Source organism: Variovorax sp. Varisp36, from assembly GCF_047304235.1.
Classification (GTDB): Bacteria; Pseudomonadota; Gammaproteobacteria; order Burkholderiales; family Burkholderiaceae_C; genus Variovorax.
Window position 1 is genome coordinate 18,650 of the sequence record NZ_JBGLYU010000046.1, and the last position, 15,501, is coordinate 34,150.

Sequence of the window (15,501 nt, forward strand, 5' to 3'; positions counted from 1 at the left end):
GAGTGGGATGGTGCGCCGGATTGGCGCTCAATAGCTCAACTGTTTCGTCGACTCGGCCCGACGGTCCACCTCGGTCGGCGTCAATGCCTCGGCCTTGCATCCGAAGTCCTTGAACAGCACCATCTGGTCTGCGTAGTGCGCCGACTTGCGGCCATCGGGCGCAACGAAGCCGCTCTGGCCGGGCGGCGCTGCGGTGCACAGCGTGACGCCTTTGGCGCCCAGCACCACCTTGTCGTTCTGGGAGCCACGGTTCATGAAGCTCGGCAGCGTGAGCAGCTCGTCGGCGCCGGCCTGGGGCGCGCCGATGAAATTGCTGGTGAGAAAGGCATGCTTGACCACCGGCGTGCGCCATTTCGAGGTGTCGCTGCCAAGGCGCTGCTGCAGCTCGGCCATGGCCTGGGCCAGCGTGGCGCGCAGCACCGCGTTCTTGTCTTCGCCGTTGAAGAAGTCGAAGGTCTGCGGCACGCCGGCCCTGGGGCCGAGCAGGGCGTTGTAGACCAGCTTCAGGCCGTTGCCCGGGCGGATGCTCGCAACCTGGGTTTCGCCGGCATAGCCGTTGCCCGCGTAGGCAGCGAAGACTGCGGGCGGCAGGTCGTCGGCCAGCACCTTCTTGTAGAGGATGGGCAGCCAATGCATCATCAGCGTGGTGGCCGGGCTGTCGTATACGCCGCGCTCGGCGGGGTCTTCGTTGAGCATGTTCCAGCCGGCCAGCATCTGCGCTGCGCGCCGTGCCGGATCGTTGGCCGGCAGGTTGCGGGTTGCCTCGACGGCGAAGGGCACGATGTAGCGCGCGTTGGTGTCGGAGTAGGCGGTGGCGCGGTTCAGGGCCCACAGTTCGTCGGCCGTGAACTTCGGCTTGGCCTCGAGCCGCGCGGTGAATTCGCGCACGCGGTCGACCACCGAGTAGTTGCCGCCGTCGCTCACCGCGCCGGGTGCCGACTGGTTGTTCCAGTTGGCGACATAGCCCTGAGCCGGGTTGAAGACCTTCGGGTCTTCGCTGAAGGGCCGGATGCCGAGCCATTCCATCGAGCCGTCGCCGACTGCGGGCAGGCGGATGTCCTGCGTGGCCGGCCGGATCGGCAGGCGGCCGGGCGAGACATAGCCGATGTTGCCGCTGGTATCGGCGTAGTACCAGTTGATGGTGATGGCCACGCGCGAGGCTTGCGCAAGCCATTGATCCCAGTTCGTCGCCTGCATCGAGTGGATCCAGCCGAGCAGGGATTCGAGCTCGTAGCCATCCCAGCTGCGCTTCATCGAATAGGCGGTGCCGTTGGGAATGTCGAAGTTGGTGACGACGCCATGCACCGTCGAGTAGATGTCCAGGCTCTGGTCGGGCTGGCCCTTGACCTTGATGACCTCGGTGCGCTTCGTCATCGGGCGCATTGCGCCGTTGAAGCGGTACTCGTACGGGTTGGCCGGGTTGAGCTTCTCCTGGTACATGTCGTTCACGTCCAGCGGCCCGGCGGTTGCGCCCCAGGCGATCTTGCCGTTGGTGCCGAAGAGCACGACCGGATGCGCGAACGGCGTGTTGCCGGTCACGTCGAAGCCCGCGCCATGCAGGCCGATGCCGAACACGTACGAGGGGTTGAACCAGTTGAACTGCGGGCCGTTGATGAGGACGGCGCTGCCGTCGGTGGTCTTCGACGGGCCGGCGATCCAGAGATTGCTGGCGATCGGGCGTGTCCAGGGTTCGGCGACGCCTCGACGGGCAGCATCGATCTCGCTGCTCGCAACCAGCAGTTCGGGCGAGACGGGTGAGAGGCGCGCAACGGCGTCATCGCCGGCCGGCTGCGTCAGGGTCTGGCCGCGCGCTCCGGTGCGTGGCACGGTCGTCGGCGCCAGCGGGTCCTCGACCCAGCGGATCTGGTCGAACAACTGGCGGCCGGCGACATCGCCGCGTGCCTTGCGCAGTTGCTCCAGCAGCCGCAGGTTGGCGACTTCGCTGCTCACGTTGGAATAGCGGTTGGCCATGGTGCCGACCCAGATCATGGCCACGTCGTAACCCGTCCAGTCGGCCTTGGGCTTGAAGCCAGCGTCGTTGAACTGCTTGGGCAGCAGGGTCGCCTGCGCCGCCAGCACCTCGTTGACGCGGGCGTTGAAGCCGGCGGCATAGCCGTCGAAGATTGCCTTGTCGTCGCTCGACAGTTTGTCCATCTGCGCGCGGATCGAGGCCGGGGTGAAGCCCGCGCGGCTGCCCTTGTCGAGCGCCACGTAGGCCGGGCCCATCACTTCCGACACGGTGCCGAGCACCGCGCGGCGCGCCATTTCCATCTGGTACAGCCGGTCTTCGGCCACGGCATAGCCGAAGCCGTGGAACAGGCCGCGCACGTCGTTGGCGTACACGTGCGGAACGCCGTAGCTGTCGCGCTTGATAGTGACCTTGCCGGTGGGCGCAGGCGTCGTGGCGGCGCAGCCGGCCAGCGCCAGGGCGATGCAGGCGAGGGCGATCGGTCGGAAATTCAATGTCATCTGTGGTGTTCTTGCAGGGAAGCGATGCGTTCAGCGCGGGCGCGTGTCGATCACGCGGCGGGCCTTGCCGGTCTGGGTGCGTTCCATCTCGTTGGGCGCATGGACCACCACGCGGGTGGAAATGCCGATGAGCGTCTTCACGCGGTGCTGCACCCATTCGCCGATGGCGGTGCGGTCCGCCGATGCTGCGTCGGCTTGGTTGAGTTCGCAGTGCACCTCGACCTGGTCGAGCTTGTCGGCGCGGCTCACGTGCACTTGGTAGAGGCCCGACAGCGCCTTGTGCGCGAGCACGATCTCTTCCACCTGCGTGGGGAAGACGTTGACGCCGCGGATGATCATCATGTCGTCGCTGCGCCCGACGATCTTGCCCATGCGGCGGAACGAACGCGAGGTGGGCGGCAGCAGGCGCGTGAGGTCGCGCGTGCGGTAGCGCACGATGGGCATGGCCTCCTTGCTCAGCGAGGTGAAGACCAGTTCGCCTTCCTCGCCGTCGGCCTTCAGCTCGCCGGTGTCGGGATCGATGATCTCGGGGTAGAAGTGGTCTTCCCAGATGACGGGGCCGTCCTTGCTCTCGACGCATTCGCTGGCTACGCCGGGGCCCATCACTTCGCTCAGGCCGTAGATGTCGACGGCGTCGATGCCTGCCTTGGCCTCGATGTCGCGGCGCATGGCCTCGGTCCACGGCTCGGCGCCGAAGATGCCGACCTTGAGCGAGCTGTCTTTCGCGTCGAGGCCCTGGCGCTCGAACTGCTCGATGATCACCTGCATGTAGCTGGGCGTGACCATGATGATGTCGGGCCTGAAGTCCTGGATCAGCTGCACCTGCTTCTCGGTCTGGCCGCCCGACATCGGGATGACGGTGCAGCCCGCGCGCTCGGCGCCGTAGTGCGCGCCCAGGCCGCCGGTGAACAGGCCGTAGCCGTACGACACGTGCACCATGTCGCCGGGCCGCCCACCCGCGGCGCGGATGGAGCGGGCGACGAGGTCGGCCCAGGTGTCGATGTCCTTCAGCGTGTAGCCGACCACGGTCGGCTTGCCGGTGGTGCCCGACGAGGCGTGGATGCGCGCCACCTTCTCGCGCGGTACGGCGAACATGCCGAAGGGGTAGTTGTCGCGCAGGTCGCCCTTCACCGTGAACGGGAACTTCGACAGGTCGGCGAGCGACTTCAGGTCGTCGGGGTGCACGCCCTTGGCGTCGAAGGCCTTGCGGTAGTGGGGCACGTTGTCGTAGGCGCGCTGCAGCGTGGTGCGCAGGCGCTGGATCTGCAGCGCGGTGATTTCGTCGCGGCTCGCGGTTTCGATCGGCTCGAGGTCGCCGGGGGTGGGGCGTTTGACTGTCATGTGTCTTGTCTCCTCAGGCGGCAACGGCGGGGCGGCCCTTGGCGGTGTAGGAGCGGCCGCGGAACATCGCGATGCGCTCGCCGCGCTGGTTGGTGATCTCGGTGTCGTACACGCCGGTGCGGCCGGCCTTCGAGACTTCGTGGCAGCGCGCGGTGAGCACGTCGCCCTCGCGCGCCGGGGCGATGAAGTCGATCGAGAAGCCCGAGGCCACGGTCAGTTCGTTGTACGAGTTGCAGGCAAAGGCGAAGGTCGAGTCGGCCAGCACGGCCATGAAGCCGCCGTGGCAGGTGGCGTGGCCGTTGAGCATGTCGGGGCGCACCTTCATCTCTATGGTGGCTTGGCCGGGGCCGACCTCGACGATGCGCATGCCGAGGCCCTGCGTGGCGTTGTCGTTCGCGAGCATGCCGTCGCGGACGTACTCGGCTGTTTGTTGAGGAGTGCGGGTGGATTCGGTCATCTTTTTTCAGCTGGCTCGAAGCTGCGTGTTCGGGTTCGGGGTGCGTGCACAGGCCACCCCGCCGGCGTGAGCGCGCCCCGAAGCACCCGTCTCACGCACAACGCGAAAGATCAAGAAGCAATGCTTCATCTCAGCGATCCTTGAACATCGGCGCACGCTTCGCGCGGAAGGCTTCGACGCCTTCGCGGTAGTCGTCGGCATTGCCCATGACGCGCTGCAGTCGGGCTTCTTCGTCGAGCGCCGTCCGCAGGTCCATGCCTTGCGCATCGGCCATGGCCTGGCGCGTGGCGACGAGGGCGCGGGTCGGCATGGCCGCCAGCTTCGATGCGAGGGCCGCCGCGGTTTCGGCCAGCGCCGCGTCGTCCACGCACTGCCAGATCAGGCCGATGCGCGCAGCCTCTTCGGCCGGCAGCTTGTCGCCCAGCATCGCGATGCCGAGCGCGCGCGCCGAACCCACGAGGCGCGGCAGCAGCCATGTGCCGCCGGTGTCGGGCACGAGGCCGATCTTGGTGAAGGCCTGGATGAAGCTGGCCGAGCGTCCCGCCACCACGAGGTCGCAGCACAGCGCGAGGTTGGCACCCGCACCGGCCGCCACGCCGTTCACCGCGGCGATCACCGGCACCGGCATCGAGCGCAGGCGCGCGACGAGCGGGGCGTAATAAGTGGAGATGACGTGGCCCAGGTCCTTGGGCGCGGCGCCCGGAGTCGGGTCGGGCGCGACCGAGGGATCGGCGAGATCCTGGCCGGCACAGAAGGCGCGGCCGGCGCCCGTGAGCACCACGCAGCGCACGCTCTCGTCCTGCGCTGCGGCCTCCAGCGCCGCCATCAACTCCGCATGCAGTTCGGTCGTGAAGCTGTTGAGCGCCGCAGGGCGGTTGAGGCTCAACGTGCGGACGGTGCCGGCGTTGCCGGTGAGTACCAAAGGCTCAGGCATGGCGTGTCTTTTTCATCCTCTGTGGGGGTGGATCGGTGTGCAAACACTATTGACCGACCGTTCGGTTGATTTTAGGATCGACCTCCATCCCGGCACAAGCGGGGTTGGTTCAGGGCAAACCCTGAGTCACGGAAAAAAGGAGTCCGACCCAATGCCCAGCTATTCCATCGACGGCGTGATTCCCGTCGTCGACCCGAGCGCGTACGTGCACCCCACGGCCGTGCTGATCGGTGACGTGATCGTCGGCCCGAACTGCTATGTGGGTCCCTGCGCCAGCCTGCGCGGCGACTTCGGCCGCATCGTGCTGGAAGAGGGCTCGAACGTGCAGGACCACTGCTGCGTGCACGGCTTTCCCGACAACGACACGGTGATCGAGGTCAACGGCCACATCGGCCACGGTGCGATCCTGCACAGCTGCATCGTGCGGCGCGACGCGCTGGTGGGGATGAACGCGGTGGTAATGGACGAGGCCGAGATCGGCGAGAAGGCCATCGTCGCGGCCTGCGCCTTCGTGCCGGCCGGCATGAAGGTGCCGGCACGCTCGCTGGTCGCGGGCATTCCGGCGAAGGTGAAGCGCGAATTGAGCGAGGACGAGATCGCCTGGAAACTCGAGGGCACGCAGACCTACCAGGCGCTCACGGTGCGCAGCCTCGCGAGCCTGCATGAAGTGGCGCCGCTCGCGCAGGTGGAACCGCACCGCCCGCGCCTGCCGGCCACCGAGGTGCGCTCGCTCATCGCCACGAAGCGGGGCTGATCCGGTTCGCGCTTCGTGCAAGATCGCCCGTTGCCCTCAACACAACCGTCCAACCCAGGAACAAGAACCGATGCCGCGTGGAAGATCCGCCACCTACGACGACCAGCGTGAACTGATCCTCGCGCAGGCCGCCCAGCTGTTCGCACGCAGCGGCTATCCCGCCACCTCGATGAACCAGGTGGCCGAGGCCTGCGGGCTCTCGAAGGCGACGCTCTATCACTACTACAAGGACAAGAGCAGCCTGCTGATCAGCATCGCGGAGACGCACGTCTCCAAGCTGGCGGCGCTGGTGGCCGAGGAAGAGGCGTCGACGCACACCGACGAGCAGCGCCTGCGCCGCTTCATCTACCGCATCGTCGAGGAATATGCCGGCGCGCAGGACGCGCACCGCGTGCTGACCGACGACGTGCGCTTTCTCGAAGAGGCCGACCGCGAGCGCGTGCTCGACAAGGAGCGCGAGGTGGTCGCGGGCTTTGCGCGCGCCGTGTCTGCGCTGCGCCCCGGCGCACCGAGCGACGACCTCGCCAAGCCGCTGACCATGCTGCTGTTCGGCATGATCAACTGGATGTTCACCTGGATGAAACCCGATGGCCGGCTCGACCACGCGGCCATCGCGCCGATCGTGGCCGACCTGTTCCTGGGAGGTATCGGCGCGGTCAAGTCGCCCGATGCGCCGGCGGCCATGCCGCGCGGGCCTAGAGAATCCGGTTGAACCAGAGCAGCGACAGCCCCGCAGACAGCAGCGTGAGCACCGCGGCGCCCAGCGCGAACAGTGCCGAGATCTCGGTTTCCTTCTTCTCCACGGTGAGCTTGGAGCTCAGCGTCTCGTAGACCTTCTTCAGGTCGTTCGCCGTGCCGGCGTAGAAGTACTCGGCGTTCGTCTTGTTGGCGATGGCCTTGAGCGTCTCCTCGTCGAGCCGCACGCGCATCGACCAGCCCTCGAAGCCGATGGTCTCGCCGTCGACCGTGCCCACGCCCACCGTGTAGATGCGCACGCCGCGGTCGGCCGCGGCCTTGGCCGCGTCGAGCGGGTCGACGCCGGTGGTGCGCTGCCCGTCGGTCAGCATGATGATCGCGGCCGAGGTGAAAGAGCCCGGCGCCACGGGCGTGAAGTCCTTGAGCTTCTTCTCCGACTGGTCGATGGCCGCACCGCGCTGGCGGCTCGGCGCGCTGAACTGCTCGACGTCGATGCCCGCGTCGGGGAACAGCGTGGCCAGCGACACCACGATGGCATTGCCCGTGGCGGTGGCGCGCTGCAGCTGGAAGCTGTCGATGGCGGTCACCAAGTCCTCGTGGTTGGTGGTGGGCAGCTGTGCCACCTGCGCGCTGCCCGCGAAGGCGACGATGCCCACCTTCACACTGCGCGGCAGGTCCTTGATGAAGCTCTTGGCCGCCTCCTGCGCCGCCACGAGCCGGTTGGGCTGCACGTCGGCCGCGCGCATGCTGCCCGACACGTCCATCGCCAGGATGATCGTCTGCTGGTTCGACGGCAGCACCACCACGGCCATGGGACGCGCCGCGGCCACCAGCATCGCGGCCATGGCCAGCAGGAACAGCGCGGGCGGCAGATGCCGCCGCATGCTCTGCCCGGCGCCAATGGCCTCGCGCACGATCGACAGGCTCGCATAGCGCACCGCCAGCTTCTTCTTGCGGCGCAGCAGCCAGAGGTAGAGCAGGATCAGCAGCGGCAGGGCCGCCAGCAGCCAGAGGAATTGAGGCCAGAGAAAAGTCATGCTGCCACCGCCTTCATGCCTGCCGGGCCGATGCGCGCGCGGCGCTTGCGCAGATCGGCGAAACGAACGATGGCTTCCACCAGGTCGTCATTGGTCGAGAGTTCGAGTGCGTCGACGCCGGCCCTGGCCAGTGCCTCGCGCAGTGCGGTTTCACGTTCCGACGCCAGGCGCGCGAAGCGCTTGCGAAAGCCCGCGTCGTGGGTGTCGACCCACAGCTGCTCGCCGGTCTCGGCGTCGCGCAGCGGCACCAGGCCGAGGTCGGGCAGTTCGAGTTCGAGCGGGTCGAACAGGCGCACTGCGATCACCTCGTGGCGCTGCACCAGCTGGCCGAGCGGGCGCTCCCAGCCGGGCTCGCTCAGGAAGTCGGACACCACGAACACGGTGGAGCGGCGCGGCATCAGCGTGGCGGCCGACTTGAGCAGGTCGGCCAGGCGCGTCATGCCTTTCTGCGTGGGCACGGCCTCGGCCTTTTCAGCGCGCTTCTCCATCGCGTGCAGCAGGTGCAGCACGTGGCGCCGTCCGGTGCGCGGCGGAATCACCGCTTCGAGATCGCTGCCGTAGACCAGCGCGCCCACCCGGTTGCCGTGCCGCGTGAGCAGCCGCGCCAGCACGCCGACGAAACCCGCCGAGACCTCGCGCTTGGCCTTCAGGCCCGAGCCGAAATCGACCGAGCGGCTCAGGTCGAGCACGAACCACGCAGCCATCTCGCGGTCTTCGGTGAACACGCGCACATGCGGCGTCTGCAGCCGCGCCGTGACGTTCCAGTCGATGTGGCGCACGTCGTCGTGGTGCTGGTACTCGCGCAGGTCGGCCAGGTCGAGGCCGGTGCCGCGCATCAGCGTGCGGTAGTCGCCCTGCAGCAGGCCGTCGAGGCGGCGAATGACAGTCCATTCGAGCCGGCGCAGCGCGCGCTCGGCCCCACCGGCTTCTGCGGCGAGCCGTTCGTCGTTCGCGGCCGCGGGGGCCTTACGCCACCAGCTTTTCATGTTCGAGCGGCTTGGGAGGAGCGGGGACTGCGCGCATGATCTTCTCGACCAAGCCGTCGGGCGTCAGGCCCTCGGACAGGCCTTCGTAGGAAAGCGTCACGCGGTGGCGCAGCACGTCGGGCACCAGCGCCGTCATGTCTTCCGGCAGCGCATAGCTGCGGCCGCGCAGCAGCGCCAGGGCGCGCGCGCCCTCGGTCAGGCTGATGCTGGCGCGCGGGCTGGCACCGAAGGTGATGAAGCGGCGCAGGTCCTTCAGGCCATGCTTCTCGGGCGTGCGCGTGGCCGACACCAGCTTCACTGCGTACTGGATCAGCGAGGGGTCGACATACACGCGCCGCGCCTCGGCCTGCAGCGCCGCGAGCTGCTCGGTGGTGGCGACCGGCGTGGCGTTGACAGGCGGGCCGATCACGCGCTGGACGATGACGAACTCTTCCTCGTCGCTCGGGTAGTCGACCAGCACCTTCATCATGAAGCGGTCGACCTGCGCCTCGGGCAGCGGGTAGGTGCCCTCGGTCTCGATGGGGTTCTGCGTGGCCATCACGAGGAAGGGGCGCGGCACCTTGTGCGTCTCGCCGGCGATGGTGACCTGGCGTTCCTGCATCACCTCGAGCAGCGCGCTCTGCACCTTGGCCGGCGCGCGGTTGATTTCGTCGGCCAGCAGCAGGTTGGCGAACACCGGGCCCAGCGAGGTGCTGAACTCGCCCGTCTTCTGGTTGTAGATGCGCGTGCCCACGAGGTCGGCGGGCACGAGGTCGGGCGTGAACTGGATGCGCTTGAACTGGCCGCGCACGGTGTCGGCCAGCGTCTTGACGGTGAGCGTCTTCGCCAGGCCCGGCACGCCCTCGACCAGCAGATGCCCGCCCGCGAGCATGGCGACCATCACGCGCTCGAGAAAGCGGTCCTGGCCCACGACCACGCGCTTCACCTCGTAGAGGATCTGCTCCATCAGTTCGGCGGTGCCGGCGGGCGTGGGATTGACGGTCTCTGTGCTCATGCGAAGGACTTTCGAAAAAGAATCGTCAGAACGGCGGCGAACCCGCGGCGGACGCGGCGTTCTCGATGGGCACCGCGAAGCCGATGCCGATGAAGGTGCGCTGCTGTGTCGGGTTGAGGATGGCGGTGACGATGCCGAGCACCTCGCCGTCCATGTTGATCAGCGGCCCGCCCGAATTGCCGGGGTTGGCGGCCGCGTCGAACTGGATCAGGTTGCCCAGCTCCTGCTTGCCCTCGGGCGAGCGGAACGAGCGCTTCAGGCCCGACACCACGCCGGCCGACACGGAGGGCCCGATGCCGAACGGAAAGCCCACGGCCGCCACCTGGTCGCCGGGCCGCAGGTCGGCGGTCGAGCGCATGGTGGCGGGGATCAGGTCGTCGGGAATCTTCTGCGCCTGCAGCACGGCAAGGTCGTTCTCGGGCTGCACGCCGGTGATGGTGGCCACAGCCTCCAGGCCGTCGAAGAAGGTGACCTTGATCTTGTCGGCGCCCGCGACCACGTGCAGGTTGGTCAGGATCACGCCCTTGTCGACGATCACCACGCCCGTGCCCACGCCGCGCTCGACCTCGCCGGGCGTGCCGCCATCGCTGGGGGCTTCGGGCGGCTTGCCCTTGGCGAGGTTGCGCCCGCGCTTCTGGATCTTGGCTTCGGGCGTGTTCTTTTCTTCGCCGTAGCTCACGACCCGCACCACCGAGGGCCGGATGATGTCCGCGGCCTTGGCGGCCGGCGAGGGCAGGGTGTTGGTCTGCAGCGTGCGCAGCACGGCCGCGTCGATGTCTTTCTGCGTGAGAGCCTTGGCGCCCGGGCGCGGGACCCACAGCGCAGCGCCGGTGACCAGCGCGGCCGACAGCACGACCAGCATCGCGAAGCTGCGGCGGCCGGGTTGCCAGCCGGTCTTCTTTGCGGGGGCGGCTTGCAGCGCAGGGCCCGCGCCGACCGCTTCGGGCGAGGCTGGCGCCCCTGCCCGTTCGGCCGCCTCGTCTGCGGCCGGTGGCAGCGTGCGGGGCGAATGGCTGTAGACACCTGGCCTGCGCATCGGAGCACCTCCGGCAAAAAGTCGCGTGAAGGAGTTCACAGTAGCACGCTTTCCACGCCTGCGCATCCCATCGGGCATCATCGCGCGATGGCTACCTTCGTCGATACCCACTGCCACCTGGATGCGCCTGAATTCGGTGCCGAGATGCCCGTCCTGCGCGCCCGCGCCTCCGCGCGGGGCGTGGCGATGTGCGTGATCCCGGCGGTGGCCGCCTTCAACTTCGCAGCTGTGCGTGAACTGGCCCATGCGCAGGGCGATGCCTACGCGCTGGGCATTCACCCGCTGTGCACCGGGGAGGCGAAGGACGAAGACCTCGAAACCCTCGATGCCGAGCTGGCCGCGCAGCGCGGCGACCCGCGGCTGGTGGCGGTCGGCGAGGTCGGGCTCGACTACTTCGTCGAGGGGCTCGACGGCGAGAAGCAGGAGCGGTTTTTTCACACTCAGTTGCAACTGGCACGCAGGCACGGGTTACCCGTGCTGATCCATGTTCGGCGCTCGGTCGACAAGGTGCTCAAGCACCTGCGGCAGACGGCAGCCGGCAAGCCGTGGCAGGGCATTGCGCATGCCTTCAACGGCAGCGAGCAGCAGGCGCATGCGTGCATCGAGCTCGGGTTGAAGCTCGGCTTCGGCGGCGCGGTGACCTTCGAACGCGCGCTGCAGCTGCGGCGGCTGGCCACCACTTTGCCGCTTGGATCCATCGTGATGGAAACCGATGCGCCCGACATCCAGCCGCACTGGCTGTACCGCACACAGGCCCAGCGAGATGCCGGCGAGCCGCAGGGCCGCAACGAGCCGGCCGAGCTGCCGCGCATCGCCGAAGTGGTGGCCGGCCTGCGCGGCATCGGCCTTGACGAGCTGGCCGCAGCCACCACCCGGAATGCGCTCGAAGCGCTGCCGCGTCTGGAAAATCTCATGGCCATGTCGGCGCGCCCGCCGCACCCGGCGTAGGCCAATGCCCCGTCCTGCCTGCATGCGGGCAGATGCCGCGGATTTGCTGTCATCCTCGAGCGCCACCAGTTCGTTGCTGGTTCAGTGGCAAGTCAGTCACTCAAAACTTCATCCAACAAGGAGCTTTACATGAGCACGTCTTTCGTTCGCACCATGCCCGTCGTCCTCGCACTGGCACTCGCCTCCATCGGTGTGTCGGCCGTGGCCCAGACCACCGCGCCTGCAGCCGCGCCGGCCCCCGCTGTGGCCCCGGCCGAGCCCACCACCACCGAGAAGATGAAGGAAACCGGCAAGGAAGCCGTCGACGCCACCAAGCGCACGACCAAGAAGGCTGTCGCGGCCACCGAGAGCGGCACCAAGAAGGCCTGGAAGGCCACCAAGCGCACGACCAAGAAGGCCACCAACGCCACCAAGAAGGCAGCCGCCAAGACCGGCGAAGCCGTCGAGAACGCCGGCCACAAGGCGGCCGACGGCATGCGCAGCACCGGCAAGGCCATCGGCGAGAAGATCCCCGGCACGGCAGAGAACGAAGCCGCCAAGAAGTAAGCCTGCTTCGGCCTTCGCGAAAAAACCCGCTTCGGCGGGTTTTTTCATGGGCGGTGCAAGTGCGCGCGGGACGGTGGCACGATTGCCGCCCATGAATCCACACGCCGCATCCGCTACCGCCGCGAGCACGTTGCTCACGGGACTCGCGCCCATCGTGTCGCCCGCCACCGTCGTGCTGATCCTCGGCAGCTTCCCCGGGGTCAAGTCGCTCGAGCGGCAGCAGTACTATGCACACCCCCAAAACCAGTTCTGGAAGATCTTGCAAGCCGTCTGGCCCGAAGTCCCTTTGCCGTCGGACATAGACAGCTACGCGCAGCGCTGCCGGTGGCTGCTCGACCGCGGCCTGGGCGTGTGGGACGTGTACGGCGCCTGCGAGCGCGAGGGCAGCCTCGATTCGGCCATCCGCGCGCCCGTGGCGAACGACATCGCCGGGCTGCACCTGCCAAAGCTCGCGGCCATCGCGCACAACGGCGGCGAGAGCTTCAAGCACGCACGGCACACGCGCACCCTCGGCGTGCCGGTCTATCCGCTGCCTTCCACCAGTCCCGCCAACGCGTCGTGGAGCTTCGAGCGCAAGCTCGCGGCCTGGCGCGAGGTCTTCGCCGCCCACCAACTCGTCTGATGGCATCCAGCAAAATTCCCGCCGTTCTTCCCGAAGTCAATTTCTCCGACTGGGGCGACATCCGCTACCTGCACCTGGGCACCGAATGGGTCCAGGGCTCGATGAAGCTGGACGCGCCCTTCGAGATCGAACTCGAATACGTGCAGCGCATGATGGCCTGGCTGCTGTTCGCCGACAGCAAGACCGTGGCCAGCCGCCACGCGATGCAGCTCGGCCTGGGCGCGGCCACGCTCACCAAGTTCAGCCGCAAGATCCTGCGCATGCGCACCACCGCGATCGAGCTCAATCCGCAGGTGGTGTCGGCCTGCCGCGGCTGGTTCAAGCTGCCGCCGGACGACCCGAAGCTGCGCGTGGTGATCGCCGATGCGGCCGCCGAGATCCGCAAGCCCGAATGGCACGGCACGGTCGATGCGCTGCAAGTCGACCTGTACGACCACGAGGCCGCTGCACCCGTGCTCGACAGCGAAGACTTCTATGCCGACTGCCGCGCGCTGCTCACCGAGGACGGCTGCATGACGGTCAACCTCTTCGGCCGCTCGTCGAGCTATGAGCGCAGCCTCGAAAAAATCGCCGGGGCCTTCGGTGCCGATGCCGTCTGGGCGTTCAGGCCGACGCGCGAAGGCAACACGGTGGTGCTCGCGCAGCGCACGCCGAGCCGCCCGAAGCGCGAGGCGCTTGCCGAGCGCGCCCAAACGATCCAGACTCGCTGGAGCTTGCCCGCGCCGAAATGGCTGCGGGTCTTCAAGCCCCTGAATATTTCACTTACCCGACCTGCCGGCTCATGAGCGTTGTTCCCGCTGTTTCTGCTCCCGCCCCACTGGCCGCCCGCCACGAAGGCCCGCTCGACCTGCGCCGCCTGATCGAATGGCTGGCTGCCGACGGCGTGATCTCGCCCATGGAGGCCAAGCGAACCATCGCGCGCTGCGCCCAGGCCGAAAGCCGGCAGGCGCCGCTGGTGCGGCTGGCCAACGTGGCCATGACGCGCGAGGGCGACGGCAAGCCGCTCGATCTAGAAATGCTCACGCAATGGCTCGCGGGCCGCGCCGGGCTCACGTACCTGCGCATCGATCCGCTCAAGGTCGACGTAGGCAAGGTGGCCGACACCATGAGCGCTGCGTATGCCGAGCGCCACAAGGTGCTGCCGGTGCAGGTGCTGCCCAGCGAGGTGGTGGTGGCCACGGCCGAGCCCTTTCTCACCGACTGGATCGCCGAGGTCGAGCGCCAGTCGCGCCGCGCGGTGCGCCGCGTGGTCGCCAACCCGGCCGACATCCAGCGCTACACGGCCGAGTTCTTCGCGCTCGCGAAGTCGGTGCGCGCCGCGCAGAAGGCCGGCGGCAACACCGGCGGCGCGAGCTTCGAGCAACTGGTGGAGCTCGGCAAGAGCAACAAGCAGCTCGACGCCAACGACCAGAGCGTGGTGCAGGTGGTCGACTGGCTGTGGCAGTACGCCTTCGATCAGCGCGCGAGCGACATCCACCTGGAGCCGCGCCGCGAGCAGGGCGTGATCCGCTTTCGCATCGACGGCATCCTGCATCCGGCCTACCAGATGCCGATGGGCGTGATGAACGCGATGGTCGCGCGCATCAAGCTGCTGGGCCGCATGGACGTGGTGGAAAAGCGCCGCCCGCTCGATGGCCGCATCAAGACCCGCAACATGCGCGGCGACGAAATCGAAATGCGCCTGTCGACCCTGCCGACGGCCTTCGGCGAGAAGATGGTGATGCGGATCTTCGACCCCGACACCGCCGTGAAGGACCTCGACGCACTGGGCTTCGCGCAGCACGACGCCCAGCGCTGGGAGCAGCTCGTCACGCGGCCCAACGGCATCATCCTGGTGACCGGGCCCACGGGCTCGGGCAAGACCACCACGCTGTACTCCACGTTGAAGCGCGTGGCGACCGAAGAGGTCAACGTGAGCACGGTGGAAGACCCGATCGAAATGATCGAGCCCTCGTTCAACCAGACGCAGGTGCAGCCGCAGCTCGACTTCGGCTTCACCGAAGGCCTGCGCGCGCTGATGCGGCAGGACCCGGACATCATCATGGTCGGCGAAATCCGCGACCTCGCCACCGCCGAGATGGCGGTGCAGGCCGCGCTCACCGGCCACCTCGTGTTCAGCACGCTGCACACCAACGATGCGCCGAGCGCCATCACGCGGCTGATGGAGCTGGGCGTGCCCTCGTACCTCATCAACGCGGTAATGCTGGGCGTGCTCGCGCAGCGGCTGGTGCGCACGCTGTGCCCCAACTGCAAGCAGCCCGACGACAGCGTCACGCGCGAGAAGCTCGAAGCCATCGTCAAGCCGTGGCAGATCACGGGCTCGGTGCGCGCGTACAAGCCCGTGGGCTGCGTCGATTGCCGCATGACCGGGTACATGGGGCGCATGGGCCTCTACGAACTGCTGAGCATCAGCGAGGCGTTCAAGGGCAACGTGACCAAGGAGCCCAACCTCGCCGGGCTGCGCCGCCAGGCCGTGATCGACGGCATGCGCCCGCTGCGGCTGGCCGGCGCGCTGCGCGTGGCCGAGGGCGTGACCACCATCGAGGAAGTGCTGAGCGCCACGCCGCCACTGGAATAGTCTTCCGCCCCAGGACCCTGAGTCCTTTCGGGTTATCCCTAGGCCTTTTGTTAGTGGAATCCACATCAGGCTGACCGGAAGCTGACTCGACAATCCCGCATCG

Annotated in this window: 15 protein-coding genes; 7 read left to right on the plus strand and 8 right to left on the minus strand. The window is 67.9% G+C overall.

From position 1 onward, the window contains the following. Positions 1-27: 27 nt before the first annotated feature. The 4 genes from ACCD11_RS22720 to ACCD11_RS22735 form a co-directional block, all read right to left on the minus strand. Positions 28-2,469 (minus strand): penicillin acylase family protein, encoded by a 2,442-nt coding sequence (locus tag ACCD11_RS22720; protein ID WP_413315532.1) that lies wholly within the window; start codon positions 2,467-2,469, stop codon positions 28-30. Positions 2,470-2,499: 30 nt separating this feature from the next. Further along, on the minus strand, positions 2,500-3,810 hold the full coding sequence (gene paaK, locus ACCD11_RS22725; protein ID WP_413315533.1) for a phenylacetate--CoA ligase PaaK: 1,311 nt from the start codon (positions 3,808-3,810) through the stop codon (positions 2,500-2,502). Between the two features lie 13 nt (positions 3,811-3,823). After that, entirely contained in the window at positions 3,824-4,267 is a 444-nt protein-coding gene (gene paaI, locus ACCD11_RS22730) for a hydroxyphenylacetyl-CoA thioesterase PaaI (protein WP_413315535.1), read from the minus strand. Positions 4,268-4,397: 130 nt separating this feature from the next. Then, positions 4,398-5,201, minus strand: a complete 804-nt coding sequence (locus ACCD11_RS22735) for an enoyl-CoA hydratase-related protein (RefSeq protein ID WP_007837425.1) — start codon at positions 5,199-5,201, stop codon at positions 4,398-4,400. 151 nt (positions 5,202-5,352) lie between these two features. On the opposite strand from ACCD11_RS22735, the gene ACCD11_RS22740 reads away from it, so the two are divergent. Further along, positions 5,353-5,955, plus strand: coding sequence for a phenylacetic acid degradation protein PaaY (locus ACCD11_RS22740; RefSeq protein ID WP_413315536.1), 603 nt, complete (start codon positions 5,353-5,355; stop codon positions 5,953-5,955). Positions 5,956-6,025: 70 nt separating this feature from the next. After that, entirely contained in the window at positions 6,026-6,667 is a 642-nt protein-coding gene (locus tag ACCD11_RS22745) for a TetR/AcrR family transcriptional regulator (RefSeq protein WP_007837421.1), read from the plus strand. On the opposite strand, the gene ACCD11_RS22750 is transcribed toward ACCD11_RS22745, so the two are convergent. Genes ACCD11_RS22750 through ACCD11_RS22765 form a run of 4 tightly spaced genes read right to left on the minus strand, consistent with a single transcriptional unit; the run spans position 6,651 to position 10,704 of the window. Continuing rightward, positions 6,651-7,688 (minus strand): VWA domain-containing protein, encoded by a 1,038-nt coding sequence (locus ACCD11_RS22750; RefSeq protein ID WP_413315537.1) that lies wholly within the window; start codon positions 7,686-7,688, stop codon positions 6,651-6,653. The genes ACCD11_RS22745 and ACCD11_RS22750 overlap by 17 nt on opposite strands. After that, complete coding sequence (locus ACCD11_RS22755; protein WP_413315538.1) at positions 7,685-8,674, minus strand: DUF58 domain-containing protein; 990 nt, start codon at positions 8,672-8,674, stop codon at positions 7,685-7,687. Before ACCD11_RS22755 ends, ACCD11_RS22750 begins: the two co-directional genes overlap by 4 nt. Then, positions 8,655-9,668, minus strand: coding sequence for an AAA family ATPase (locus ACCD11_RS22760; protein WP_413315539.1), 1,014 nt, complete (start codon positions 9,666-9,668; stop codon positions 8,655-8,657). Before ACCD11_RS22760 ends, ACCD11_RS22755 begins: the two co-directional genes overlap by 20 nt. A 25-nt stretch (positions 9,669-9,693) precedes the next feature. Next, the gene (locus tag ACCD11_RS22765; protein ID WP_413315540.1) at positions 9,694-10,704 is read right to left on the minus strand and encodes a S1C family serine protease; all 1,011 of its coding nucleotides are present in this window, start codon (positions 10,702-10,704) and stop codon (positions 9,694-9,696) included. Positions 10,705-10,791: 87 nt separating this feature from the next. Between ACCD11_RS22765 and ACCD11_RS22770 the strand changes: the two genes are divergently transcribed. The 5 genes from ACCD11_RS22770 (at position 10,792) to ACCD11_RS22790 (ending at position 15,398) form a co-directional block, all read left to right on the plus strand. Further along, positions 10,792-11,652, plus strand: a complete 861-nt coding sequence (locus ACCD11_RS22770; protein WP_413315541.1) for a TatD family hydrolase — start codon at positions 10,792-10,794, stop codon at positions 11,650-11,652. Between the two features lie 129 nt (positions 11,653-11,781). Further along, positions 11,782-12,198, plus strand: coding sequence for a hypothetical protein (locus ACCD11_RS22775; protein ID WP_007837412.1), 417 nt, complete (start codon positions 11,782-11,784; stop codon positions 12,196-12,198). A gap of 91 nt (positions 12,199-12,289) precedes the next feature. Further along, the gene (locus ACCD11_RS22780; RefSeq protein WP_413315542.1) at positions 12,290-12,820 is read left to right on the plus strand and encodes a DNA-deoxyinosine glycosylase; all 531 of its coding nucleotides are present in this window, start codon (positions 12,290-12,292) and stop codon (positions 12,818-12,820) included. Then, complete coding sequence (locus ACCD11_RS22785; protein WP_056586306.1) at positions 12,820-13,605, plus strand: hypothetical protein; 786 nt, start codon at positions 12,820-12,822, stop codon at positions 13,603-13,605. Before ACCD11_RS22780 ends, ACCD11_RS22785 begins: the two co-directional genes overlap by 1 nt. Continuing rightward, positions 13,602-15,398 (plus strand): GspE/PulE family protein, encoded by a 1,797-nt coding sequence (locus ACCD11_RS22790; protein ID WP_413315543.1) that lies wholly within the window; start codon positions 13,602-13,604, stop codon positions 15,396-15,398. Before ACCD11_RS22785 ends, ACCD11_RS22790 begins: the two co-directional genes overlap by 4 nt. The last annotated feature ends 103 nt before the right edge of the window (positions 15,399-15,501 follow it).